The sequence below is a fragment of the Pseudomonas solani genome (assembly GCF_026072635.1).
Taxonomy (GTDB): Bacteria; Pseudomonadota; Gammaproteobacteria; order Pseudomonadales; family Pseudomonadaceae; genus Metapseudomonas; species Metapseudomonas solani.
This window is the reverse complement of the sequence record NZ_AP023081.1, coordinates 786877-809814: the sequence shown is the minus strand read 5'-3', so window position 1 is coordinate 809814 and position 22938 is coordinate 786877. Positions and strand designations below refer to the sequence as shown.

Annotated in this window: 21 protein-coding genes and 2 pseudogenes; 6 read left to right on the top strand and 17 right to left on the bottom strand. The window is 66.7% G+C overall.

Annotated features, from left to right (window positions below; all coding sequences use genetic code 11):
• Positions 1-271: 271 nt before the first annotated feature.
• The 5 genes and pseudogenes from PSm6_RS03850 to plsB form a co-directional block, all read right to left on the bottom strand.
• Positions 272-949, bottom strand: a complete 678-nt coding sequence (locus tag PSm6_RS03850) for a DUF4197 domain-containing protein (RefSeq protein ID WP_043244051.1) — start codon at positions 947-949, stop codon at positions 272-274.
• A gap of 31 nt (positions 950-980) precedes the next feature.
• Positions 981-1378 (bottom strand): annotated as a pseudogene (locus PSm6_RS03845) (YbaY family lipoprotein).
• Between the two features lie 84 nt (positions 1379-1462).
• Positions 1463-1894 (bottom strand): hypothetical protein, encoded by a 432-nt coding sequence (locus tag PSm6_RS03840; RefSeq protein ID WP_265169584.1) that lies wholly within the window; start codon positions 1892-1894, stop codon positions 1463-1465.
• Between the two features lie 64 nt (positions 1895-1958).
• On the bottom strand, positions 1959-2222 hold the full coding sequence (locus tag PSm6_RS03835; protein ID WP_148304293.1) for a hypothetical protein: 264 nt from the start codon (positions 2220-2222) through the stop codon (positions 1959-1961).
• Between the two features lie 152 nt (positions 2223-2374).
• Entirely contained in the window at positions 2375-4873 is a 2499-nt protein-coding gene (gene plsB / locus PSm6_RS03830; RefSeq protein ID WP_021219464.1) for a glycerol-3-phosphate 1-O-acyltransferase PlsB, read from the bottom strand.
• Positions 4874-5101: 228 nt separating this feature from the next.
• On the opposite strand from plsB, the gene PSm6_RS03825 reads away from it, so the two are divergent.
• The 5 genes from PSm6_RS03825 (at position 5102) to PSm6_RS03805 (ending at position 10124) form a co-directional block, all read left to right on the top strand.
• The gene (locus PSm6_RS03825; protein ID WP_021219463.1) at positions 5102-6025 is read left to right on the top strand and encodes an ABC transporter ATP-binding protein; all 924 of its coding nucleotides are present in this window, start codon (positions 5102-5104) and stop codon (positions 6023-6025) included.
• Entirely contained in the window at positions 6022-6756 is a 735-nt protein-coding gene (locus PSm6_RS03820) for an ABC transporter permease subunit (protein ID WP_265169582.1), read from the top strand. The genes PSm6_RS03825 and PSm6_RS03820 overlap by 4 nt, the downstream gene beginning before the upstream one ends.
• Before the next feature lies 1 nt (position 6757).
• A complete protein-coding gene (locus PSm6_RS03815; protein ID WP_265169580.1) occupies positions 6758-8593 on the top strand; it encodes a GldG family protein in 1836 nt (611 codons plus the stop codon).
• A gap of 11 nt (positions 8594-8604) precedes the next feature.
• Positions 8605-9585, top strand: coding sequence for a DUF4340 domain-containing protein (locus PSm6_RS03810; RefSeq protein ID WP_265169578.1), 981 nt, complete (start codon positions 8605-8607; stop codon positions 9583-9585).
• A gap of 329 nt (positions 9586-9914) precedes the next feature.
• Positions 9915-10124: a cold-shock protein gene (locus PSm6_RS03805; protein WP_021219459.1), complete on the top strand. Its 210-nt coding sequence runs from the start codon at positions 9915-9917 to the stop codon at positions 10122-10124.
• A gap of 67 nt (positions 10125-10191) precedes the next feature.
• Here the strand turns inward: PSm6_RS03805 and PSm6_RS03800 are convergent, their stop codons facing one another.
• The 5 genes from PSm6_RS03800 to PSm6_RS03780 form a co-directional block, all read right to left on the bottom strand.
• Positions 10192-10563 (bottom strand): hypothetical protein, encoded by a 372-nt coding sequence (locus tag PSm6_RS03800; RefSeq protein WP_021219458.1) that lies wholly within the window; start codon positions 10561-10563, stop codon positions 10192-10194.
• A gap of 10 nt (positions 10564-10573) precedes the next feature.
• The gene (locus tag PSm6_RS03795) at positions 10574-11377 is read right to left on the bottom strand and encodes a putative RNA methyltransferase (RefSeq protein ID WP_265169577.1); all 804 of its coding nucleotides are present in this window, start codon (positions 11375-11377) and stop codon (positions 10574-10576) included.
• A gap of 2 nt (positions 11378-11379) precedes the next feature.
• Positions 11380-12519: a succinyl-diaminopimelate desuccinylase gene (dapE, locus tag PSm6_RS03790; RefSeq protein ID WP_265169576.1), complete on the bottom strand. Its 1140-nt coding sequence runs from the start codon at positions 12517-12519 to the stop codon at positions 11380-11382.
• Positions 12520-12613: 94 nt separating this feature from the next.
• A complete protein-coding gene (locus PSm6_RS03785; protein ID WP_021219455.1) occupies positions 12614-15205 on the bottom strand; it encodes a glycosyltransferase in 2592 nt (863 codons plus the stop codon).
• A gap of 221 nt (positions 15206-15426) precedes the next feature.
• Positions 15427-16575 carry an iron-containing alcohol dehydrogenase gene (locus tag PSm6_RS03780; RefSeq protein WP_265169574.1) on the bottom strand — a complete coding sequence of 383 codons (1149 nt, stop codon included), beginning with the start codon at positions 16573-16575 and terminating at the stop codon, positions 15427-15429.
• Positions 16576-16728: 153 nt separating this feature from the next.
• Between PSm6_RS03780 and tcdA the strand changes: the two are divergent.
• A pseudogene (gene tcdA, locus PSm6_RS03775) lies at positions 16729-17531 on the top strand (tRNA cyclic N6-threonylcarbamoyladenosine(37) synthase TcdA).
• 133 nt (positions 17532-17664) lie between these two features.
• On the opposite strand, the gene PSm6_RS03770 reads toward tcdA, so the two are convergent.
• From PSm6_RS03770 to dapC, 7 genes are all read right to left on the bottom strand, one after another.
• Positions 17665-18069 carry a SufE family protein gene (locus PSm6_RS03770; protein WP_265169573.1) on the bottom strand — a complete coding sequence of 135 codons (405 nt, stop codon included), beginning with the start codon at positions 18067-18069 and terminating at the stop codon, positions 17665-17667.
• Positions 18066-19268 carry an aminotransferase class V-fold PLP-dependent enzyme gene (locus PSm6_RS03765; RefSeq protein WP_265169572.1) on the bottom strand — a complete coding sequence of 401 codons (1203 nt, stop codon included), beginning with the start codon at positions 19266-19268 and terminating at the stop codon, positions 18066-18068. Before PSm6_RS03765 ends, PSm6_RS03770 begins: the two co-directional genes overlap by 4 nt.
• Positions 19269-19368: 100 nt before the next feature.
• The gene (gene dapD, locus PSm6_RS03760; RefSeq protein ID WP_265169571.1) at positions 19369-20403 is read right to left on the bottom strand and encodes a 2,3,4,5-tetrahydropyridine-2,6-dicarboxylate N-succinyltransferase; all 1035 of its coding nucleotides are present in this window, start codon (positions 20401-20403) and stop codon (positions 19369-19371) included.
• A gap of 77 nt (positions 20404-20480) precedes the next feature.
• Positions 20481-20828, bottom strand: a complete 348-nt coding sequence (locus PSm6_RS03755; RefSeq protein ID WP_021219449.1) for an ArsC family reductase — start codon at positions 20826-20828, stop codon at positions 20481-20483.
• 117 nt (positions 20829-20945) lie between these two features.
• Positions 20946-21167, bottom strand: a complete 222-nt coding sequence (locus PSm6_RS03750; protein WP_265169569.1) for a hypothetical protein — start codon at positions 21165-21167, stop codon at positions 20946-20948.
• 9 nt (positions 21168-21176) lie between these two features.
• A complete protein-coding gene (locus PSm6_RS03745) occupies positions 21177-21563 on the bottom strand; it encodes a hypothetical protein (protein WP_265169568.1) in 387 nt (128 codons plus the stop codon).
• A gap of 161 nt (positions 21564-21724) precedes the next feature.
• Positions 21725-22918: a succinyldiaminopimelate transaminase gene (dapC, locus tag PSm6_RS03740; protein ID WP_265169566.1), complete on the bottom strand. Its 1194-nt coding sequence runs from the start codon at positions 22916-22918 to the stop codon at positions 21725-21727.
• Positions 22919-22938 lie beyond the last annotated feature (20 nt).

Genomic DNA, 22938 nt, shown 5'->3' with positions numbered 1-22938 from the left:
CGCGAGCGCGGGGCGCAGTCCAGGCATGAACCTGTGCCGCCTTCGACTCCGCCTGGTGGAGGTAAAGAGCGACCTCCACCCTATACAGCGGTCGCGCTCAAGCGGTGGGGCCTCTGTAGGGGCGACTTCAGTCGCCAAGCGGTGCACAGCGCCGCCGCCCTTGTGGGAATTCATTCGCGAATCACGCCACTACACAGTCTCGGATGCCTACGAGAAATTGGACATGAAAAAGCCCGGCGCTTGGCCGGGCTTTTTCGTTTCGGGCTGAGGCTCAGAGTACGCCGAAGACCTTTTTCGCCAGGCCGGTGGCCGCGGCGGCTGGGTTCTTGCGGATGCTGGCTTCCTGGTCGGCGATCATCTTGAACAGGCCGTCGAGGGCTTCTTCGGTCACGTAGCTTTCGATGTTGGCGCTCTTGGCGTCGACCACACCGAAGCTCGCGGCCTGGCCGGCGAAGCTGTTGTACTGCTTGGCCAGGCCGACCTGGTCGGTGGCTTTCTTGACGATGGGCAGGAACTTGGCGCGCAGCTGTTCGCGGCTGGTCTTGTTCAGGTACTGGGTGGCGGAATCCTCGGGGCCGGAGAGGATGCCCTTGGCGTCCTGCACGGTCATCTTCTTCACCGCGTCCACCAGCAGCGCCTGGGCTTCCGGCACGGCGGCTTCGGCGGCCTTGTTCATGCTGGCTTCCAGCTGGTCGACCTGGGCACCCATGCCCATCATCTTCATGGTCTTGGCGGCCTTGCCGAGTTTGCCCGGCAGCTCGATGCGCACTTCGGGGTTTTCGCTGAAGCCGCCCGGCTTGCCGAGTTGCTGCACGGCGACCTTGGCGCCCTGGGTGAGCGCGTCCTTGAGGCCGCCGCTGGCGTCCTGCTGGCTGAGGTCGCTGAGGGAGAGGGCGAAGGCGCTGGCGGAGAGGGCGAGGCCGGCGACCAGGGTGGTGAGTCGGAACATGGCGGCATCCTTATGGCGGAAAGGCGGGTTGTCAGGGAACGGCATCGACCTTGATGCGCAGGGGCTGCGGGTCGCTGCCGTCGAGTTTAACCGAGTGGCGCTCGGTGCTGATGAACAGCAGCTTGCCGTCGCGCTCGATGCGCGCGCTCACCGCATAGTCATGGCCGGGCTGCAGGTTGGCCGGGTCGTAGCTGAGCTGGAAGGGCAGGGGCACCTGGCCTTCGACCCGGCCCTGCTGGTAGGCGAGCTCGCGGGCGGGGGCATCGGCCAGCGAGACGTCCTGCAGCGAGACGCGCAGCGTGGCATCCGGCGGCAAGGCGCTGCGTTGCAGGTAGAAGACCTCGCCATTGAGATGGGCCTGGGTCGGGGCTGGACGGTGGTGCAGGCGACGAGCAGGGCGCTGGCGAGCAGCAGGCTGGGCGATTTCATGGGAGTCTCGTGGTCCGTTGGCGGCGATAGACACACTATAGAAGCGAGGGCGCGGGGGTACAGCACCCGTGCGCCCGGATCGGATCATCGACCGTCGGCGTCGGCCTTCGAGACCGGCGCACGCTCCTGCAACACGCGGCTGAGTTCCTGCAGGCGCCGCTGGGCGCTGACCAGCTGTTCCAGTCGCAGCGCCATGCTCCGGCCGCGCTGGCGCTGCGCCGCCTCGCGCTCGGCCAGGCTGGATTCCCGGCGCTCCAGTTCCGCTTCGCGCCTGGCCAGTTCGCGGGCCTGCTGCTGGAGTCGCTCCATGCGCTCGGCGAGGTCCCTTTCCAGGCGCTGCAGATGCGCCGCGCGACCGGATGTCGCGGGTGGCGCTGCCTTGCCTGGCGCCGCGGCGATATTCCAGGTGCCGTGCTCCTGCTCGCGGTGGGCTTTGCTGGCGACGGCCATGAGCCGCTCCAGCGCGTCGCGGTCGAGCAGCACCGTGCGGTGCTCTTCCACGCGGCTCGGTTTCATGGGCTGGATCAGCGGCAGCGCCTTGAGGTTCAGCAGGTGGAATTCCAGCGCATGCTGGCGGGGCTCATGAGCAGCGCTCCCGGGTCAGCTCCTTGAGCACCCGTTTCACCTGGCTCCAGTGGTGGTCCTCGATGGCGTTCAGGCTGTAGCCCTCGGGATTGAGGGTGAGCTCGGCGATGTAGGCCTTGCAGCGTCGGCCGGGTTGGGGCTCGTCGAGGGTATAGAGAAGGAAGTCGCGCTCCAGGGCGGCGATCCCGAAACAGCAGAGGATGGCGGCATTGAGCGTCTGGCCCTCGGCGTTCTGGATGGGGATTGATCTGAGCAGCATGGTCGGCATCGTCCTCGTTGAAGGAGTCCTGCTGGGCGCAGGCCGGCCATGGTACTGAGCGGGCACGAGCAGGCCGCTCGGCACGATCCCCAGCGGCTTGTAGGCGAGTTCCCTAAATGTTCGGAGGAGGAGGGCCGGCCCCGGGCGGGGGGTCAGGGCGCGTCGACCGGCGCTTCGGTCTCGGCTTCGCCCTGGCGTTCCAGGGCGACCTGGCGGATCGACAGGCGGATCTCGGCCGGCAGCACGCGCTTGGCCGCGCCTTCGGCGAGGTCACCCAGGGCTGGGTGGTAGCTGAGCTTGCCGGCTTCGTCCTGGCGCAGCACGCGCTGGTCGAGGAGGGTCTGGATGAAGTGGCGGAACAGGCTCTTGTCGAAGAACTCCGGGGCGTTGAGGCCGTGGAGGATCGACAGGCGCTGGGCCATCACGGTGCACAGGTCTTCCAGTTCCTCGGCGGCCAGCTGGTTCTGCCCGGCGTTGAGCAGCAGGGCGATGGCCATGTAGAAGCGTTGCAGGGTCTGGGCGATGGAGCGCGAGAGCAGCGTCAGCAGCACGAACTGGCGCGAGCTCGGCGCCGGGCGCACATAGGTTTCGTTCTCGAACTTCAGCAGCCCCTGTTCGACGAAGGCCTCCAGCCACTGGTCGACCACGGCATCCAGCTCGTCCAGGTTCCAGCGGATGAACAGTTCGGCCTGCAGGTAGGGGTAGAGCGCGCGGGTGTAGCGCAGGATCTGCTCGCGGCTCATGCGCCCGCTGCTCTGGAAGAAGCTGGCGAGCAGCGCCGGCAGGGCGAAGATGTGCAGCACGTTGTTGCGGTAGTAGGTCATCAGGACGGCGTTCTGCTCGTCCAGGTAGAGGATCTTGCCCAGGGCGTCCTTCTGCTCGGCCAGCAGGTTCATGCTCTGCACGTACTGGATCAGCGCCTGGCCATCGCCTTCCGGCAGGGTGGCGTGGGGCGAGTAGGGCACGGCGCGCAGCAGGGCCAGGTAGAGGTCGAGCACGCGGGTCAGGGCGCGTTCGTCCAGGGCCAGGCGGCTGGTGGACAGCAGCGCCAGGGCCACCAGGTTGACCGGGTTGATCGCCGCCGCGTCGTTGAGGTGGCGGGCGACGCGGGTGGCCAGCTTGTTGGTGGTGTCGCTGAGCCATTCCGGGCGGTACTGCGGGCCCAGTTCCTGGTCGCGCCAGGTCGGCTGTTCCTGGTCGAGGAATTCGGCGAGCTTGATCGGCTCGCCGAAGTTCACCGCGACGCTGCCGAAGCGCAGCTTGAGGGCGCCGATGACTTTGAAGATGTCGAAGATGGATTCTTTCTTCTTGCTCGCGCCACGCAGCTCGCCCAGGTAGGTGCGGCCTTCCAGCACGCGCTCGTAGCCGATGTAGACCGGCACGAAGACGATGGGCAGGCGCGAGGAGCGCAGGAAGCTGCGCAGGGTGATGGCGAGCATGCCGGTTTTCGGGTGGAGCATGCGGCCGGTGCGCGAACGTCCGCCCTCGACGAAGTACTCCACCGGGAAGCCACGGCTGAACAGGGTGTGCAGGTATTCGTTGAACACCGCGGTGTAGAGCGGGTTGCCCTTGAAGGTACGGCGCATGAAGAAGGCGCCGCCGCGACGCAGCAGGCCGCCGATCACCGGCATGTTGAGGTTGATGCCGGCAGCGATGTGCGGCGGGGTCAGGCCGTTGCGGAACAGCAGGTAGGAGAGCAGCAGGTAGTCGATGTGGCTGCGGTGGCAGGGCACGTAGATGACTTCGTGGCCCTGGGCGATCTCCTGCACCCCTTCGATGTGGTTGACCTTGATGCCTTCATAGAGCTTGTTCCAGAACCAGCTCAGCACCACTTCGAGGAAGCGGATGGCGGTGTAGGCGAAGTCGGAGGCGATCTCGTTGCCGTACTTGAGCGCCTGGGCCTCGGCCTTGGCCGGGCTGATCTTCTCGCGCTCGGCTTCCTCGGCTATCACCTGGCGCACCTGGGGCGCGTGCACCAGGCCCTTGACCAGGTTGCGGCGGTGGGAGAGGTCGGGGCCGATGACGGCGGTCTTCTGGTTGCGGAAGTGCACCCGCAGGATGCGCTGCACCATGCGCTGGGTGCGCTCCGGGCCCTTGCCCTGGGCGATCAGCTCGCGCAGGTGGATGGGGGCGGAGAACTGCACGCGGGTCTTGCGCCCGAGGATGAGGATGCTGACCAGCTTGCGCAGGCGCCCGGTGACAGCCCAGCTGTCGGCGAACAGCAGCTTCCAGGGGCTGGTCTCGCGGTCCGGGGACTGGCCCCAGAACACCGTGACCGGAATGATCTGCGCGTCATCCACGGCGTGCTGCTGGATGGCGTCGAGCACCCGCACCAGGGTCGGCGAGGTGCCGCGCTTGTCCTGGCCGCCGAACCAGCCGGGTTCGGGGGTCAGGTAGAAGAAGGCGGCGGGCTCGAGGGTGTCGCCCACCGCCACCGGCAGCACCGGGCGGGGCAGGCCGGCCTTGGTGCACTCCCGGTCCACCACCGCCAGGTCGCTGGCCGAAGGTTGCTGGAGCACATAGAGCACCGGCTTGCTGCGGTCGAGCTTGAGGGTGAAGGCGGACTGGTTGATGGTTTCCGAGCGCACCCAGAGATAAAGGAGGCGGCGCAGGGTACCGAAGGCCAGGCGGCGGAAGGGCGAGCGGGTCATACGGAGTCTGTAGTCGAACGAGCGAGTGCTCGGGGTGGCTAGTTTGCCGTATTCGCCATCCAGCCGCAAAAAGCACCTAACGGTCTGAAAACCATGGGGCCGCCAGGAAACTTCCGGAATCTTCTGCTGTCTTGCTATGCCGCCGGGAGACTCCTTATAGTCCGCCGGCGTTTTGCAAGGCCCCAGCGGCCAGCATGGCCGGGGCTTTTCCCTTTTGGGGTAGAGGCCATGATCGAACTAAAAAAACTGACCAAGCGTTTCGCGCAGCACACAGTGGTGGATGACCTGTCCTTCGGCGTCCAGCAGGGGGAGGTGCTCGGCTTCCTCGGCCCGAACGGTGCCGGCAAGTCCACCACCATGAAGATGCTCACCGGGTTTCTCGCGCCGACCTCCGGCACTGCGAGCGTGCTCGGTTTCGACATCCAGACCCGCACCCTCCAGGCCCAGCAGCAGATCGGCTACCTCCCCGAAGGTGCGCCCTGCTATGGCGACATGACGGTGCGCGGCTTCCTCGAATTCATCGCCGAGGTACGCGGCTTCCGTGGCGCCGAGAAGAAGCAGCGGGTGACCCGCGCCGCCGGCCAGGTGGAGCTGGACAAGGTGCTGGGGCAATCCATCGATACCCTGTCCAAGGGCTTCAAGCGCCGTGTCGGCCTGGCCCAGGCGATTCTCCACGACCCTCGCGTGCTGATCCTCGACGAGCCCACCGACGGCCTCGACCCTAACCAGAAGCACCAGGTGCGCCAGCTGATCCAGAGCCTGGCCCAGGACAAGATCGTGATCATTTCCACCCACATCCTCGAAGAGGTGGCGGCGGTGTGCACCCGCGCGGTGGTGATCGCCGCCGGCAAGCTGGTGGCCGATGGCACCCCCTACGAGCTGGAGAGCCGTTCGCGCTATCACCAGGCGGTGACCCTGGTGGCCGACGAGCCCCTGGACCCACTGGCCCTGGCGGTATTGCCGGGCGTTGCCGGCGTGGAGGAGAACCCCCACGGCAGCGGCCTGACGGTGCTGGCCAAGCCTGGCGAGGTGATCTTCCCGCAGGTCAACCAGCTCATCCACCAGCGCGGCTGGAAGGTCAAGGAGCTGGATGTCGAGCGGGGTCGCCTGGATGAAGTGTTCCGCAGCCTGACCCGGGGAGAGGCGGCATGAAGCAGTTGCCGGTCATATTCAAGCGCGAGCTGGCGAGCTACTTCGCCACGCCGCTGGCCTATGTGTTCATCGTGATCTTCCTGGTGCTGTCCGGGGTCTTCACCTTCTACCTGGGCGGTTTCTTCGAGAGCGGCCAGGCCAGCCTCGCGCCCTTCTTCAACTTCCACCCCTGGCTCTACCTGTTCCTGGTGCCGGCCATCGCCATGCGCCTGTGGGCGGAGGAGCGCAAGTCAGGCTCCATCGAGCTACTGATGACGTTGCCGATCACCCGCTTCGAGGCGGTCACCGGCAAGTTCCTCGCCGCCTGGGCCTTCGCCGGCCTGGCGCTGCTGCTGACCTTCCCGATGATCGTCACGGTCAACTACCTGGGCGAGCCGGACAACGGCGCCATCATCACCGGCTACATCGGCAGCTGGCTGCTGGCGGGCTCGTACCTGGCCATCGGCTCGTGCATGTCGGCGCTGGCCAAGAACCAGGTGATCGCCTTCATCCTCGCCGTGGTCATGTGCTTCCTGTTCATGGTCAGCGGCTTCCCGCTGGTGCTCGACGCCTTCAGCACCTGGGCCCCGCAATGGCTGCTGGACGCGGTCGCCTCGCTGAGTTTCCTGACCCGCTTCGAGGCCATCAGCAAGGGCGTGATCGACCTGCGCGACCTGCTCTATTTCGTCACCCTGATCGCCGCCTGGCTGGCCGCCACCGCCGTGGTGGTCGATCTGAAGAAGGCCGACTGACATGAAGAAACTGATGTATTCCAGCGCCGGCCTGCTGCTTATCGCCCTGGCCTTCCTGGCGTTCAACATGGTCTCCGGGCTGGCGCTGACCAACGCCCGCATCGACCTCACCGAGCAGAAGCTCTACACCATTTCCGACGGCACCCGGCAGATCCTCGGGGAGTTGGACGAGCCCATCAACCTGTACTTCTTCTACTCCGACAAATCCGCCAAGGACCTGGTGGTGCTGCGCAACTACGCCAAGCGCGTGGAGGAGATGCTCAAGGCCTATGCCCAGGCGGCGGACGGCAAGATCAAGCTGCACATCGTCGACCCCGAGCCCTTCTCCGAGGACGAGGACAAGGCCGCCGAGTTCGGCCTGCAGGCGGTGCCGCTGCAGCAGGGCGGCGATTCGGTCTACTTCGGCCTGGCCGGGACCAACAGCGTCGATGACCGGCAGATCATCCCGTTCTTCCCCCTCGACCAGGAGGAGTTCCTCGAATACGAGATCAGCCGCCTGGTACAGAGCCTGGCCAAGCCCCAGCGGCCGGTGGTCGGGGTGATGTCCGGGTTGCCCATCAATGGCGGCTTCGACATGCAGACCCGCCAGCCCGGCCAGCCCTGGATGGTGATGGAGGAAATCCGCCAGCTGTTCCAGATCGAGAGCATCAAGCCCAGCGTCGACCAGATTCCCGACAAGGTTTCGGTCCTGCTGCTGGTGCACCCGAAGAACCTGTCGCAGCAGACCCAGTACGCCATCGACCAGTTCGTCCTGCGCGGCGGCAAGCTGCTGGTGTTCGTCGACCCCTACAGCGAAGCCGACCACGGCGTGCAGATGCCCGGCGAGATGGGCGGCGAGGACAAGGCCTCCGACCTGCCGGCGCTGTTCAAGGCCTGGGGCCTGGAGATGGTGCCCGGCAAGGTGGTGGGCGATGGCGCCTACGCCATGTCGGTGAGCATGGGCGAGGGCCAGCGCCCGGCGCGCCACGTCGGTTGGCTGAGCCTGCCGAAGAAGGCCCTGGACGCCAGCGACATCGCCACCTCCAGCCTGGAGACGGTCACCGTCGCCACCGCGGGCATCCTGCGCCCGCTGGAGGGTGCGAAGACCCATTTCGCGCCGCTGATCCAGAGCTCGGAATACGCCATGCCCTTCGATGCCGGGATCTTCGCCACCCTGCGCAACCCCGATGTGCTGATGCGCGAGCTGAAGCCCAGCGGCGACCGCTACGCCATCGCCGCGCGCATCGGCGGGCCGGTGCAGAGCGCCTTCCCCGATGGCATCGAGGGCCACAAGGACGGCCTCAAGGCGGCGGACAACATCAACGTCATCGTGGTCGCCGACACCGACATGCTCAGCGATCGCATGTGGGTGCAGGTGCAGGACTTCTTCGGCCAGCGCGTGCCGCAGCCCTGGGCCGACAACTCCGGCTTCGCCATCAACGCCCTGGATAACCTGACCGGTTCCGAAGCGCTGATCAGCGTGCGCTCCCGGGGGCGCTTCACCCGGCCCTTCACCGTGGTCGAGTCGCTGCAGCGTGAGGCGGAGACGCGCTTCCGCGAGCAGGAGCAGGTGCTGCAGCAGCGCCTCGCCGACACCGAGGAGAAGCTGGCCAGCCTGCAGAAGAACCAGGACCCTACCAAGGCCCTGGAACTGACCCCCGAACAGCAGGCCACCCTGCAGCAGTTCATGCAGGAGAAGGTGCGCATCCGCAAGGAGCTGCGTGAGGTCAACTACCAGCTCAACGCCGATATCGAGAAACTCGGCCGTACCCTCAAGCTCATCAACATCGTCCTGGTTCCGCTGGTGCTGACCCTGGGCGTGCTGCTGCTGTGGTTCTGGCGTCGTCGCCGGGCCTGAGGAGAGAACCGATGGGACGCAAGGCACTGTTGTTCCTGGCCCTGGTGGCCATCGCCCTGGTGCTGGCCTATGTCGGCCTGCACCGGGCCCCCGAACCTCTCGCGGTGAAGGGGCCGTCGCCCTTGCTACCGGCGCTGCAGGGCCGGCTCGCCGAGGTGGACCGCATCGAGGTGGAGCGCCCGGGGCAGCCACTGCTGCGCCTGGCACGGCAGAGCGGCACCTGGGTGCTGCCCGACAAGGCCGGCTACCCGGCGGCGGCCAAGCCGGTGGCCGACCTGCTGCGGGCCCTGGGGGATGCGCGGGAAATCGAGGCGCGCACCGCCAAGCCCGAGCTGCACGGCCAACTCGGCCTGGCGGACAAGGGCGAAGGCCAGGGCATCCGCGTGAAGCTGCAGGGCGAAGGCCTGCCCGAGCAGGTGCTGCTGGTGGGCAAGCCGGGCCAAGGCGGCAAGGGACAACTGGTGCGCCTGGCCAGCGAGAACCAGAGCTGGCTGATCGACACGCGTATCGCCCTGCCGGAGACCGAGCTCGGCTGGCTGGATCGACGTATCGCCAGCATCCCCTTCGCCAGCGTGCGCCAGGTCGAGGTGAAGTTCCGCCAGGGCAATGGGCTGGCGGTCTACCGCGATGCCGAAGGCGAAGCGAACCTCAAGGTCCGCCAACTGCCGGCCAACCGTACGCTGGCCTACGAGGCGGCGGCCAATGGCATGGCGACGCTGTTCGCCGACCTGGAGTTCGCCGACGCCGCACCGCTGGACCAGGTGCAGTTCAAGGACAAGCCGTTGCTCGAGTTCAGCCTGCAGGGCTTTGCGGGTGGCCAGCTCGATGGGGTCATCCTGGGGCAGGGCGAGCAGTACTGGATGCAGTTGAAGCGCAAGGACAAGTTCGACGGCGAGCAAGTTGCGGGTCGTCTCGATTGGGCTTATCGCATCGAGGCGTTCCAATACCAGGCGCTGGCGAAGAGGCTCGAAGACGTGCTCTCGGCCAAGTAAGAAGGGCAACTACCGGGGTGTGCGAAAGGCATTTCCAAGTTGCTTTTCAAACGCTCCGGGAGTGCCCCATTTTGTGCCCCGAAAGACCCATAAAAGGGCGTGAAAGCCCTGCCGGCCGGCGGTTTCACGGCATTCTAAAAAAGTGCTTTTCTGTAGCATTTCCTGTCGTATACTCCGGTCGCGGTGGTTAAAAGAACGCTATTCGGAATACCCGCCCACGCCTCTCTGGACTGCGGTCGGCTATAAAAAGAAGAACGTCCTTGCCCAACCGTCTAAGCCTCTTGAATAAGGGGCAACACAATAAAATTGCGAGTTTGGAGAGAGTAGTAATGGCTGATCGTGAGGTCGGAACCGTCAAGTGGTTCAATGACGCTAAAGGCTATGGATTCATTCAGCGCGAAAGCGGTCCGGATGTCTTCGTTCACTACCGTGCTATCCGCGGCGATGGGCATCGTTCCCTGGTCGAAGGCCAGAAAGTGGAATTCGCGGTGATCCAGGGACAGAAAGGCCTGCAGGCGGAAGACGTCTCCAGAGTCTGACGACTCCAAGCAAAAGGCCCGTCGATGACGGGCCTTTTGTTTTCTGCAACACCACTCGCGGCTGCACTCAGTCGGTGCGCCAGACGATCTCGCTGCTGCCTTGGGCGTTGACCCTGATCCAGCGGTCCGCATCGTCCTCGCCTTCTTCTTCCTGCCAGCCACCCGGTGCGCAACGGATTTCCACGCCCAGCGCGGCGAACGCGGCCAGTGCGCAGGAGAGGTCGTCCTCCCAGGGCGTCGCATCGCTCTCCAGCAGCAGGCTGTGCCACTTGCCCACCGCGCGCGGCAGCCAGGTCACGGGGATGCCGCCGGCGTTGCATTTGAAGGTCTGACCCTTCTGCTGCCAGGGCGAGCAGTCGCCCAGGGCCTGCGCCAGCCAGGCGGAAACGGCGTCCTGGTCGGCGTCCTTCAGGTAGATCTCGATATCGGGTTGGCGCATGGCGGGGGTCCTAGTTTCTGACGATCCAATCGTAGCGTATGGAGACCGTCACTTCGAAGGCGTCTTTGATCACGGCGGCGCGGCGTTCGGCGCTGGCGCGCCAGCCGTGGGGCGTCATGGCCAGAAGGTCGGCACGGGCTTCGCTGCTGGCCAGCTGCAGGTCGAATTCGAGGGTTTCGCTGTGTTCCAGTCGCATGCCCTCGGGGATCAGTGTCAGGTGCTTCTCGTCGTCGTAGTCGCGCACCTCGTCATACAGGCGCTCGCGTAGCTGCATCAGGTGGCCGCGGGTCGGGCCCATGCGCAGCAGGCCACCGCCGGGGGCGAGTAGGCGGCGGGCCTCCTGCCAGTCCAGCGGGCTGAAGACGCTGGCCAGGAGCTGGCAGCTGGCGTCCGCCAGGGGCACCCGGGCCATGCTCGCCACCAGCCAGGTCAGGCCCGGCGTACGGCGGCAGGCACGCTTCACCGCTTCGCGAGAGATGTCCAGGCCGTAGCCGTCGGCGTCGGGCAGCGCATCGGCGATCTGCGCGGTGTAGTAGCCTTCGCCGCAGCCGATATCCAGCCAGCGCGCGGGCTGGCGTTCGGCGGCCAGCTGCGCCAGGCGTGCGGCCAGCGGCGCGTAGTGACCGCCTTCGAGGAAGCGCCGACGGGCCTCGACCATGGCGGCGTTGTCACCGGGGTCACGGCTGTTCTTGTGCTGCACCGGCAGCAGGTTCAGGTAGCCCTGGCGGGCGCGGTCGAACCGGTGGTTGGCCGGGCAGGCGACGCCGTTGTCCACGGGGGACAGCGGCGCCTGGCAGATGGGGCAGGTGAGCATGATCAGGCCAGCAGCCGCACGAGGGTCTGCTGGTAGATCTCGGTCAGCAGGTCGAGGTCGCTGGCCAGCACGCGCTCGTTGACCTGGTGGATGGTGGCGTTGACCGGGCCGAGCTCGACCACCTGGGTGCCCATGGTGGCGATGAAGCGGCCATCGGAGGTGCCACCGCTGGTGGACGGGGTGGTCTCGCGACCGGTGACGGCCTTGATGCTGGCGGCCACGGCGTCGAGCAGCTCGCCCGGCTCGGTGAGGAACGGCAGGCCGGACAGGGCCCATTCCACGTGGTAGTCGAGGCCGTGCTTGTCGAGGATGGCATTGATCCGCTGCTGCAGGCCTTCGACCGTGGATTCGGTGGAGAAGCGGAAGTTGAACACCGCCACCAGCTCACCCGGGATCACGTTGGTGGCGCCGGTGCCGGAGTTGAGGTTGGAGACCTGGAAGCTGGTGGGCGGGAAGAAGGCGTTGCCGTCGTCCCAATGCTCGGCGGCGAGTTCCGCCAGGGCCGGGGCGGCGAGGTGGATCGGGTTCTTCGCCAGGTGCGGGTAGGCCACGTGGCCCTGGATGCCGCGCACGGTGAGGGTGGCGCCAAGGGAGCCACGGCGGCCGTTCTTCACCACGTCACCCACCAGGGTGGTGCTGGAGGGCTCGCCGACGATGCACCAGTCCAGGCGTTCGCCACGGGCGGCCAGGCGCTCGACCACGGCCTTGGTGCCATGGTGGGCGGGGCCTTCTTCGTCGCTGGTGATGAGGAAGGCGATGGCGCCCCGGTGCTGCGGGTGTTCGGCGACGAAGCGCTCGACGGCGATGATCATCGACGCCAGGCTGCCTTTCATGTCGGCGGCGCCACGGCCGCAGAGCATGCCCTGCTCGTCGATCTTGGCGTCGAAGGGCTGGTGCTGCCAGGCCTGCAGCGGGCCGGTGGGCACCACGTCGGTATGCCCGGCGAAGCACAGCACGGGGCCTTCACCGCCACGGATGGCCCAGAAGTTCTCCACGTCCTCGATGCGCATGCGTTCGATGCGGAAGCCGACCGCTTCCAGGCGGCGCATCATCAGCTCCTGGCAGCCTTCGTCGACCGGCGTGACCGAGGGGCGGCGGATGAGGTCGCAGGCGAGCTCGAGGGTGGGGGAGAGGGCGGTCATGCAGGGCTCCGGTAAGGCGGCAAGGCGTGAAAAGGACGACATCTTAAAACATAAACGGCGGCCATTGGCCGCCGTTTAGGTCACTCGCTACGGGTCAGGCCGTGGCTTCCGGATGGGGCTGTTCCAGCGGCTTGGGTGCCGAGGAGAGCAGCGCCATGATCAGCGCGGCGAGGTAGGGCAGCGACTGCACCAGCAGCATGGCCACCCAGAACTTCACGTCGGCGCTGGGCAGGCCCTGGACGATGCCGATGCCGATGGCGGCGCCCCACAGCAGCAGCATCACGAAGACTTCTTCGCGGGCTTCCGCCAGGGCCATCATCAGGCCGTGGTTGCTGCGCATCTTCGGCGTGCGGAAGAACGGGATGCTGGTGGTGAAGAAGCCGTACAGCACCGCCTTGGCGATGGTGTGCGACAGGGCCAGGCCCGCTACCGCAGCGCAGAACGCGTCCTTCAGGTTGACGCCGACGGCGCGCTGGTAGAGGAACACGATCTTCGCCACCTTGAAGAAGAACAGCGCCAGCGGCGGGATGGCGAAGATCAGCAGCGGCGGGTCGACCCGTTGCGGCACGATGATCATCGCGGCCGACCAGAGCAGCGCACCGATGGTGAAGAAGATGTTCAGGCCGTCGGCGATCCACGGCAGCCAGCCGGCGATGAAGTGGTAGCGCTGGCCACGCTTGAGCTCGGAATCCTTGCCCAGGAACAGGCTGCGGGCGTGCCCCTTCATGATCTGGATGGCGCCATAGGCCCAGCGGAAACGCTGCTTCTTGTAGTCGATGAAGGTGTCCGGCATCAGGCCCTGGCCGAAGCTGTCATGGGCGTAGGCGGCGGCATAGCCTTTTTCGAACACGCGCAGGCCGAGCTCGGCGTCTTCGCAGATGGTCCAGTCGGCCCATTGCAGCTCGTCCATCACGGTGCGGCGGATCATGGTCATGGTGCCGTGCTGGATGATCGCGTTGCGGTCGTTGCGGGTCACCATGCCGATGTGGAAGAAGCCCTTGTATTCGGCGTAGCAGAGCTTCTTGAAGGTGTTTTCCTTGCCGTCGCGGTAGTCCTGCGGCGACTGCACCACGGCGATCGAGGGATCGGCGAAGTGCGGGACCATGTGCTTGAGCCAGTTGGGGTTCACGCAGTAGTCGGAGTCGATCACCGCCACGACTTCGGCGTCAGGCGCGGTGTGCGGCAGGATGTAGTTCAGCGCACCGCCCTTGAAGCCGGCGAGCGGGGCGACGTGGAAGAAGCGGAAGCGCGGACCGAGCTGCTCGCAGTACGCCTGCACCGGTTCCCAGACGGCCGGGTCCTTGGTGTTGTTGTCGATGATGATGACTTCGTAGTCTGGATAATCCAGCGCGGCGAGGGCGTCGAGGGTCTGTTTGACCATCTCCGGCGGCTCGTTGTAGCAGGGCACGTGGATCGACACCTTGGGCCGGTAGGGCGAGTCGCCGATCACCGGCAGGAACGGCCGGCGACGGGAGCGTACCCAGACCGCTTCGGCCAGTTCGTGGGCCTCGGTGAGCAGGACGATGAACACGCCCAGGGCACCGACGCCCAGGAGCACGCCGACGGTGAGGCTGAACCAGGTGCTGTATTGCTGGCTGTAGTCGTAGGCGATCCACACCAGCACCGAGCCACCGGCGAAGGCGACGAAGGTGAGGAAGGTGCGGCCGCGCTGACGCAGGGCACTACCGTCGATGAGCATCAGGGCCAGGGCCAGCAGGGCCATGACCACCGAGGCGACGGCGAGCATGCGCCATTGCGGGATGGCGATCACCGGGCCTTCGAAGTTGAACTTGGGCTGGCGCTCCAGGTTGTAGACACCCCAATAGGCACCCACCGAGCCTTCGTCGCTGGCCTTCCACGGCTGGTCGAAGGCTTCGATCACGAAGTAGTTGTAGCCCTGGGCGTTGAGGGCGTTGACCAGGGTACGCAGGTAGATGGCCTGGTCGGCCTGGGAGGCGTCGGCACCGCCGCGCATGCGGCCGTTGCTCGGCCAGCCCACTTCGGAGAGCAGCAGCGGCTTTTTCGGGAAGGCCTTCTTCAGGTCCTTGGCGCGCTCCAGTACGAACTGGGTGGAGTCCTCCATGGGGATGAATTCCCAGTAGGGCAGGACGTGGGCGGCGACCAGGTCGACGTGGTTGGCCAGCTCCGGGTACTTCAGCCAGATGTGCCACTGCTCGGAGGTGGTCACCGGCACCTTCACGGCCGCGCGGACGCGGTCGAGGTAGACGGAGAGGTCCTTGCGGCTGATCTCGCGGCGGAACAACGCTTCGTTGCCGACCACTACGCGCACGACGCTGCGCGAGTTGTTGGCGATCTCGATGGCCTTGGTGATCTCGCGCTCGTTGCGCGCTTCGTCCGGGCTGATCCAGATGCCGAGGGTCACGCGCAGGCCGAATTCCTCGGCGATTCGGGGGATGTCGGCGAGGGTGCCGTCCACCGAGTAGGTGCGGATGTTGTCGGTCTGCTTGCTCAGCAGCTCGAGGTCTTCACGGATCTGCTCGTCGGTGGGGTAGCGGTCCTGCTGGGGGTTCTGGTCCACACGGAACGGCGAGTAGGAGTAGCCGGAGATCTGCTCGGGCCAGTCCGGGGCACTGACGGGACGGTTGTAGAGCGCCCAGATTCCGGTGAACAACGCGGCGACCGCCACGAAGACCACCAGGTTGAGTCCAAATTTACGCGATGGCATAGGGATTTCAGGTTCCGAAGCGTGGAACGGGGAGATAGCGCCAGCGAGCGCTGGTCGGCGCGCATGCTACTCCGGCGTCCGGCGACTGTATAGATTCTGTACGAACGATAGCCGTGCCTGCCGGCCATTGCACACAGGCTTTGTCCCTGGGGTTGCGGAGAAGTTCGCGGCGATTTCCCGGGCCCGCCGCTGGCGTTGTGTCAGGCCCGGTACGAAGGGGATTACAGGGCACGCAGAAGGATGCGCTCGCTGGCTTCCAGGTCGAGGTCGCGACGCTCGCTGAGGGCCGTCATGCCGTGGCGCTCCAGCTGGGCCAGCACCTGGGGGATGGCTTCCGCGTCCAGGCCGTGGTCGGCGAGGCGGGTGGGCACGCCCATGGCTTCGAAGAAGTCGCGGGTGGCGGCGATGGCGCCGTCGATCCGGGTGTCTTCGTCCCCTGTCAGGCCCCAGACCCGCTCGGCGTACTGGGCCAGCTTGGCGCGCTTGGGTTCGCGGCGCTCGGCCAGCAGCGCCGGCAGCACCACGGCCAGGGTCTGGGCATGGTCGAGGTGATAGAGGGCGGTGAGCTCGTGGCCGATCATGTGGGTCGCCCAGTCCTGCGGCACGCCGCAGCCGAGCAGGCCGTTGAGGGCCTGGGTGGCGCACCACATGAGGTTGGCGCGCACGGCATAGTCCTCGGGGTTGGCCAGGGCCTTGGGGCCTTCCTCTATAAGGGTGAGCAGCAGGCCTTCGGCCTGGCGGTCCTGCAGCGGCGCAACGGCGGGGTAGGTGAGGTACTGCTCCAGGGTGTGGACGAAGGCGTCGACCACGCCATTGCCGATCTGCCGCGCCGGCAGGCTGAAGGTGGTGCGCGGGTCGAGGATGGCGAAGCGCGGGTACAGCAAGGGGCTGGAGAAGGGCAGCTTCTCCTGGCGCGTCACATGGGTGACCACGCCGTGGGGGTTGCTCTCCGAGCCGGTGGCGGCAAGGGTCAGCACGCAGCCCATGGGCACGGCCGCCTTGGCCCGGGTGCCGGTGAGCAGGTCCAGCGGGTCGCCGTCATGGCACAGGGCCGCGGCGATGAACTTGCTGCCGTCGATCACCGAGCCGCCGCCAACGGCGAGGATGAAGTCGCAGCCTTCGCGGCGCGCCAGTTCCGTGGCTTTTACCAGGGTGTCGAATTGCGGGTTGGCCTCGATGCCGGCGAAGCGGGTCAGCGCATAACCGGCCAGGGCCTGTTCCACCTGCTGCCAGACGCCGTTCTGGAAGATGCTGCCGCCGCCGTGGGTGACCAGCACCCGGCTGCCGGCGGGAATCTCACGGGCCAGCTTGTCGATCTGGCCTTCGCCGAAATGAATGCGGGTGGGGTTATAGAAGGTGAAATTGCGCATGCTGGGCTCCCTTGTTGTTATCGGCCGACTATAGCGCTGGCGGGCAGCGGGCCGATCTATGGCCCACCATTCAGCGGTGTCGGGCTTGGGATGGCGGTCGACGCTTCCTATAATGCGCGCCCGGCCAGGTGGCTGGCGAGTTGGGAGCTAGGCATGAGTACAGACGAACGTTTCGGTGGCATCGCCCGCCTTTATGGCCTGGAGGGTGCCGCGCGCCTGCAGGCGGCGCACGTGGCGGTGGTGGGCATCGGTGGCGTCGGCTCCTGGGCGGCCGAGGCGCTGGCGCGATCCGGCGTTGGTGAGATTTCCCTGTTCGACCTGGACGATGTCTGCATCACCAACACCAATCGCCAGGTGCACGCCATCGCCGGTGCCGTGGGGCGGGCCAAGGTGGAGGTGATGGCCGAGCGCATTCGCGCCATCAACCCGGCCTGCGTGGTGCATGCGGTGGCCGACTTCGTCACCCGCGAGACCATGGCCGAGTACATCACCCCGAGCTGGATGCGGTGATCGACTGCATCGACAGCGTGGCGGCCAAGGCGGCGCTGATCGCCTGGTGCAAGCGCCGCAAGATCCAGATCGTCACCACCGGCGGCGCCGGCGGCCAGGTGGACCCAACGCAGATCCAGGTCACCGACCTGAACAAGACCTTCAACGACCCGCTGGCGGCCAAGGTGCGCTCCATGCTGCGCCGCGACTACAACTTCTCCCGCACGGCGGGGCGCACCTACAGCGTGCCTTGCGTGTTCTCCACCGAGCAGCTGCGCTACCCCAAGCCCGATGGCTCGGTGTGCCAGCAGAAGAGCTTCGTCGGTGAGGGCGTGAAGCTGGACTGCGCCGGCGGCTTCGGCGCGGTGATGATGGTTACCGCCAGCTTCGGCATGGCCGCTGCGGCCAAGACCGTGGACAAGCTGGTGGCCGGTGCGCGGCGGCCGTCGGAGCGGGCTGCGGGCTAGAGGCTTATCCCGGGAATCTCATCGCGAATGAATTCGCTCCCACCCAACGATGCTGATGACTCGCATGAGCCCTTGGCCGTAGGGCGGGTGAAACCCGCCGGCTGTAGCGGCTTTGCGTCGGGTTGCACCCGACCTACATAGCGGTCTTGCGAATCTGTTCGAGCACGGCGTTGAGGCCGTTGCTGCGGGAAGGGGAGAGCTGGCGGGTGAGGCCGAGCTGGGTGAACCAGTCGGCGAGGTCGAGGGCGGCCAGCTCCTCGAGTGCAAGGCCCTGAACACGTACCAGGAGCACGGCCAGCAGGCCGCGGATCAGTCGGGCGTCGCTGGCGGCGCGGAAGTGACGCTGGCCATCCTTCATTTCACTGACCAGCCAGACCTGGCTTTCGCAGCCATGCACACGGTTGGCGTCGCTGCGTTCTTCGTCTGCCAGGGGTTCCAGGCGCTCGCCCCATTGCATCAGCAGGCGTGCACGCTGTTCCCAACTGCCGGCGCCGGTGAAGGCTGCGAGGGCCTCGGAGGCGGCGGGTGGCAGGTTCATCGCAGCAGCTCCAGGGCCTTGTCCAGGGCAACGAAGAAGCGCTCCAGGTCGGCGCTGTCGTTGTAGAGGCCGAGGGAGACACGGATCGCGCCACTGAGGCCGAGCCCCTTGTACAGCGGCATGGCGCAGTGGTGCCCGGCACGCACGGCGATACCCTGTTCGGTGAGCAGGTGGGCGAGGTCGGCGTTGTGCACGCCTTCGACGCCGAAGCAGGCCAGTGCCACCCGGGGCTCGCCCACCAGGCGCACACCGTCGCGGGCGGCGAGGCCGGCCAGCAGCTTGGCGTGGAGCACGGTCTCGTGGGCGGTGACGGCGGCCGCATCGAGGCTGCCGAGGTAGTCCAGCGCGGCGCCGAGCCCGATCACCGGGGCGATGGCCGGGGTGCCGGCCTCGAAGCCCAGGGGCGCGCTGTGGAAGTCGGCGTCCTGGTAGTCGGCGCGGTGCACCATCTCGCCGCCGAACTGCCAATGCTCCAGACGGGCCAGGGCATCGGCACGGCCATAGAGCACGCCGACGCCTTCCGGGCCGTAGAGCTTGTGCCCGGAGAACACATAGAAGTCGCAACCCAAGGCCTGTACGTCATGACGGCCGTGGACCACGCCCTGGGCGCCATCCACCACGGTCAGCGCGCCCTGCTGGCGGGCCATGGCCAGCAGCTCGGCGAGGGGCTGCCAGCGGCCGAGCACATTGGACAGCTGGCTGACGGCGAGCAGGCGTGTACGCGAATCGATCAGTTGGCGGGCCTGGTCAAGGTCGATATCGCCCCGTGCATCCAGCGGCAGCACCAACAGTTCGAGCTGGCGACGGCGTGCCAGCTGCTGCCAGGGCAACAGGTTGGCGTGGTGTTCCAGGGCGCTGATGACGATGCGATCACCGGGCGCGAGCTGCCGCTCCAGCCCATAGGCCAGCAGGTTGAAGGCTTCGGTGGCGCCCCGGGTGAAGACAATCTGCGCCGGGTGGGCGGCATTCAGCCAGTGGGCGACACGCGTCCGGCTGCCTTCGAAAGCCCGGGTCGCCCGCTCGCCCGGCAGGTGCTGGGCGCGATGCACATTGGCTGCGCCGCTGGCGTAGTAGCCGAGCAGGGCATCGAGCACCGCCTGGGGCTTCTGCGAGGTGGCGGCGCTGTCCAGGTAGGTCTGCCCCTCGGCGTCGAGGGCCGAAAGGGCGGGGAAGTCGGAGCGCCAAGGGGACGGAAGCATAGCGATGAGCCTGGGACCGGCAGGTGCTGGAAGCCAGAAGCTGGAAGCCGGAAGTTCTCGAGGTCACTTCCGGCTTCAGGCTTTCAGCTTCAAGCTGCCTTTAGTTATGCGCGTGCAGCGCTTCGTTCAGCTCGATGGCGGTCTTGTTGGTCTTGCACTCGACGGCGCCGTTCTGCGAGTTGCGGCGGAACAGCAGGTCGGGCTGGCCGGCCAGGTCGCGGGCCTTGACCACTTTCACCAGGGCGTTCTGGTCGTCCAGCAGGGCGACCTTGGTGCCGGCGGTGATGTACAGGCCGGCTTCGACGATGTTGCGGTCGCCCAGGGGGATGCCGATGCCGGCGTTGGCGCCGATCAGGCAGCCTTCGCCCACGGCGATGACGATGTTGCCGCCACCGGAGAGGGTGCCCATGGTGGAGCAGCCGCCGCCCAGGTCGGAGCCCTTGCCGACGAAGACGCCAGCGGAGACGCGGCCTTCGATCATGCCCGGGCCTTCGGTGCCGGCGTTGAAGTTGATGAAGCCTTCGTGCATCACGGTGGTGCCTTCACCCACATAGGCGCCCAGGCGCACGCGGGCGCTGTCGGCGATGCGCACGCCGGCGGGGACCACGTAGTCGGTCATCTTGGGGAACTTGTCCACGGAGAAGACTTCCAGCAGCTCGCCCTTCAGGCGTGCTTCCAGCTGACGCTCGGCCAGTTCGGTCAGGTCGACGGCGCCGTGGCTGGTCCAGGCGACGTTGGGCAGCAGCGGGAAGATGCCGGTCAGGTTCAGGCCGTGGGGCTTGGCCAGGCGGTGGGACAGCAGGTGCAGCTTGAGGTAGGCCTCCGGGGTGGAGGTCAGGGCGGCGTCTTCGGCCAGCAGGGTGGCGACCAGCGGCTTCTGGCTTTCGGCCAGGCGGGTCAGCAGGGCGGACTGGGCCGGGTCGATTTCCTTGAGCGCGGAGGCCAGGTCGGCGGCCTGGGCATTGCTGAAGGCGATGGCCTGGTTGCCGGCGCTGTAGCCAAGGATCGGGGTGATGGCCTCGACCAGCTGGGTGCTGGGCTTGAGCAGGGGCTGGGCGTAGAAGACTTCCAGCCAGTTGCCCTGGCGGTTCTGGGTGCCGACGCCGAAAGCGACGCTGAAGAGTTGGGTGGACATGGGAATTCCTCGTTCTGAATAGGTGGATCAGGCGGTCCGGTCGATGGCTTGCCGGGCGGTGCCGAGACGGTGTGCGGTCACTTGAAGGCGGCGGCGTAGAGCTCGGGCTTGAAGCCGACCAGGGTGCGGGTGCCCAGGTCGAGTACCGGTCGCTTGATCATCGACGGCTGGGCCAGCATCAGTTCGATGGCCTTGGCCTGGTCGAGATCGGCCTTCTGCGCGTCGTCGAGTTTGCGGAAGGTGGTACCGGCACGGTTGAGGACGGTTTCCCAGCCGTGTTCGGCACACCATTTCTGCAGATTGGCGCGGTCGATGGCGGAAGCCTTGTAGTCGTGGAAGGCATAGCTCACACCCTGCTCGTCGAGCCAGGTGCGGGCCTTCTTCATGGTGTCGCAGGCCTTGATGCCGTAGAGGGTGATGGTCATGGGGCAGCTCGGAATCACGTGAACCAAGGGGGCGCGCAGCCGTGGGCGCGCGACGTCGGTCGGCGATTATGCCACGCGGGATTGCCCGGTGGGGCGCCTGCGCGGCGCACGGTGCCGTCAGAGGAAGAACACAGCGAGGCCGAGCACAGCGACGGCCGCGCCGAGGGCGCGCACGAGTGTCGGCGCCGATTGGAACTGGCGCTCGGGGGCCAGGCGCACCAGGGGGTAGCGGCCATAGAAGCGCGCGAGGGCAGTGGACACCTTGCCCGGGGCGAGTAGCAGATAGAGCGCGACGGCGAGCAGGAGGATGCCGATTGCCAGGCGGAGCGTGCTGTCCATTCGAAACTCCTAGAGTGCCCAGCGCGTGACGTTGTGGGACACGCTGATATCGACGCCGCCGTAGTCGGTCGAGACGCTGGTGGGGATCATCGGGCCATTGGGGATCTTGATGCCACCGCCGATCTTGATGCCGGCGCCCACTTCGGCCGATACCCCGCCCATGTAGCCGTAGCCTTCGAAGCTATTGGAGGACTTGGCGGCATCGTCGCTGAAGCGGAAGGTGCGGGATGTGGCGCGGAACGCTGGAAGACCTACGCCGATGCCGGCCATGTAGACGGTGTAGAGAGAGGTGCGGCCGTTGCTGGTGTCGCGTACTTCGGCGTTGAACACGCCGCCGCCGACGATGACATGGCCGACCGCGCCGCCGATGGTGATGGTCACTTCGAAGACTTTCATCCTGACTCCTGCTCCATGGATGGCCAGCCCCGGTTCAACCGGGGTCTGCGAGCTCATCCTTCCCTGGATGAGAGGCCGGATTTTCAGGGCCCCTGCACCAAGGGGCAAGCCTGGATGTTCGGCTTTGTGACACCTGCCCGTTCGCTGACCGGGCAGTCGGATCAGAGGCTGCGGACGAAGTCGCGGATGCGCTCGGCGGCTTCGATGCACTCGGCGAGCGGTGCCACCAGGGCCATGCGCACGCGGCCGGCGCCGGGGTTGAAGCCGTCCACCTCGCGGGAGAGGTAGGAGCCGGGCACCACGGTGACGTGCTCGCGGACGAAGAGCTCGCGGGTGAAGGTCTGGTCGTCCACCGGGGTTTTCGCCCAGAGGTAGAAGCCACCGTCCGGGCGTTGCACGTCGAGTACGCCACCGAGGATGTCGAGCACGGCGTCGTACTTCTCGCGGTACAGGTCGCGGTTGGCGCGCACGTGGGCTTCGTCGTTCCAGGCGGCGATGCTGGCCAGCTGTGTCTGCACGGGCATGGCGCAGCCGTGGTAGGTGCGATACAGCAGGAAGGCCTTGAGGATGGCGGCGTCACCGGCGACGAAGCCGGAACGCAGGCCCGGCAGGTTGGAGCGCTTGGACAGGCTGTGGAACACCACGCAGCGGGCGAAGTCGCTGCGGCCCAGTTCGGCGCAGGCGCTGAGCAGGCCGGCGGGCGGGTTGGCTTCGTCGAAGTACAGCTCGCTGTAGCACTCGTCGGCGGCGATGACGAAGTCGTGTTCGTCGGCCAGGGCGATCAGCTTCTTCAGTTGTTCGACCGGCACCAGGGCGCCGGTGGGGTTGCCCGGGGAGCAGAGGAAGAGGATCTGGCAGCGCTGCCAGACCTCGGCCGGTACGGCGTCGAAGTCGGGGTTGAAGCCGTTCTCCGCCAGGCAGGGCAGGTAGTGCGGCTCGGCGCCGGCGAGCAGGGCTGCGCCTTCATAGATTTGGTAGAAGGGGTTCGGGCTGACCACCAGGCCGTTGTCGGCGCGGTTGACCACGGTCTGGGTGAAGGCGAACAGCGCCTCGCGGGTGCCGTTGACCGGCAGCACGTGGCGGGCGGCGTCGAGCCAGCCGGCCGGTACCTTGAAGCGGCGCTCGCACCAGGCGGCAATGGCTTCACGCAGGGCCGGGATGCCGAGGGTGGTGGGGTACACGGCCATCTGGTCCAGGCTGTCGGCCAGGGCCTTGGCGACGAAGTCCGGCGAGCGGTGCTTGGGCTCGCCGATGGACAGGGCGATGGCCTTCTTGTCGGCGGGCTGCACGCCGCCGAGCAGGGCGCGGAGCTTTTCGAAGGGGTAGGGCTGCAGGTGGTTCAGCGCGTCGTTCATTCGTGGTTCCTGGCTACTGC